Here is a 2,372-nt window from a genome sequence, read left to right on the forward strand (position 1 = left end):
GAGTGTTCTACACCAATATTAGGATCGGCAAAGAAAAACCGGTTGCCACCCTCCGGAGTAGCATTGGTTTCATCCACAGCCTGTTGGAGAAACAATTTGGACTCGTTCGCAAGCTGCAAGCTTCTTTCATGTATGATCTGCAGGTGATGTTCCGTCAAAAATCCAGCAACCACACCGCCAGGTATTCCCTCTGTCACAATTCCTAATGCGACAAGTAATACTTCTACAGCGCTAAGATCGCTATGCTCAGAAACAGGAGGATAGTATCCCGTTACAATGACTTTGGCATTTGGAAAGGTAGTAGCCACTTTAGAAAATAATGTTTTACTATTCTTAAGGAATTGAGTCCGATTAAGATCACTCAAATCATCTTGATTAAAAGGATTCAGGACAACTCGAAGATTCACATCATTGATTCCGCCATCCATAATGATCAGATCTACCTGGGTTGGATCCCCGACAAATAAATCACACTGTTGAAGAATGGTCGGATAGGAAACGGGCACCTCTCCATCTACTGCTGGAGTATTTGTATGATCATCTACTCCAATGGTTGCCCCAGAATGCGCAAGTACTTGGGTATAGAATCCGATATTTCCATTCCCAGCTTTAACCGCATTGCCGACCAGGGAATAGTGCTTTTCATGTTCGAATAAACCTTGACCCCAAGAAACAGAATCACCAATAACGAGCATATGGAAGGTATCCAACACTAAATTAAGGGTGTTAGATGGAGTTCCGTCTGATAGAATCACACGTGCTGTCACATGCTCTCCCGATGGATTTTGTTCAACGGTGGAAGGTCTAATCAAGGTGAACTCAAGCTGGGTTGGGCTTAATAAAGTTACATCCCTCATATCCTGATCATTGATCCGAACAATCGCATTTTCGGAAAATCCACTGCCAATTAACGTCACTTTTCGCCCTGGAGTCACTCGCATATGTTCATTTTCTTTTTGATCCTGCTGGGCAGAGTCGACCTTGGGCTTAATATACATAGAAGCTTTGTTGGATAATGTTCCATCCGACTGTTTTACCTGAATGGTGTGCTGCCCTCCTCTGATAAAAGGAGCCGAAAATTGCAGGGAAGTATCACTATAAACATTTGTTGGTACAGGTGAACCATCGATGAGCACAACATCCGTCTTCGTATAACGCTTACCTGTTAACGTGATGCTTTCCCCTGCAAAGGCATAGGCAGGAGTGGCTTGAAAAATAACCGGTTCAAGAAGTTTTCTCAAGAAATCTTCAGGATCGATGGCACGCATACTGATTGGTTCCGGTAGTTTCCCCCCCTCGTAGCCTGGGGAACCTTGGGCTGCAGATGCTCCATCAGGCCCTCTGGACCCGGCCGTTCGGGATCCAGGTCCGCAAACGACTCCAAAGTTTGCTTTAAGAGAATCTCCCACAGGTCCTCCTGCTCCACCAGAACCCCTTTCACCAGGCAGACCTCCTGCTCCTCCGCGTCCACCATCGATGGTTATGTAAAAACCTTGAAGGTATTGATTGATCACCTTCTGAGGGGCATATAGGGAAAGCTTCCCGCCAAATCCTCCATTCCCTCCATCTCCGCCTAAACCTGCATTTCCCCCAGCTCCTCCGTTGCCGCCAGCGCCGGAGCCAGACTTGCAGAATCCTGACCAGTCCAATTGCGCAGGTTTTCCTTTTCCTCCTTGGCCGCCATTCCCTCCATCCTGCCCAGCACCACCGGTCATTCCATCCTGGCCCCTTAAATCAAAAGCGGGACGTCCAATCATATCAAGAACCCATACTTCTAATTCAGGCGCACTAGTTCCATCTGGGCCTCTGCCGCCTTTGACTCCATGTATCCCATTTGACCCTGTAATGCCCACAAGCGTAGTCGAGGTTGGGGCTTGAGGAGGGGTTGGTGGTTTCATAGGTTTAGCTGGGCTATATTTACCTGGTCTTTCCCATGTAAACGTAACATTTTGCCCAACGGTTATTTTTTCAGCAATTAAAATAAGATAATGCTGTGGTTGTTTTAGGACGATGGTCGTATTGTCCTGTAAATTGATTTCAGTTGCGACCCAATAAGCGGTATCCACATTAATCTGGGTCGTAAGACTCGATAAAGAAGTAGCACTTACTGTTTTCGATGGTAAAGGAATGGCTTTCAGAATGGTAGCCTGGCCTCCAGCAGGTTGAAGGACTGGTGTGGCTGCCGTATTCGTTAATTTATACGCTGACTGGAAGTATACTTGACTGGCCGCTAAGTTCGGATCAGGCCTTGTTAGCCCTGCTTGGGGAATTAAATTTCCCGATAAATTGAGTGTTCCAAGGGATGAAAGAGACGTAATTCCCACCGATTCAAGAACGGCTTTGTGATACTGCAATCGGTCCCCGCTTGAACT

1 protein-coding gene is annotated in these 2,372 nt (G+C 46.6%); it reads right to left on the minus strand.

Going from position 1 to position 2,372, the window contains the following annotated elements:
* The coding region (locus COD92_RS30625) for an SGNH/GDSL hydrolase family protein (protein ID WP_176550498.1) at positions 1-2,354 on the minus strand (2,354 nt) is incomplete at its 3' end.
* Positions 2,355-2,372 lie beyond the last annotated feature (18 nt).

The sequence above is a fragment of the Bacillus sp. AFS037270 genome (genome assembly GCF_002585305.1).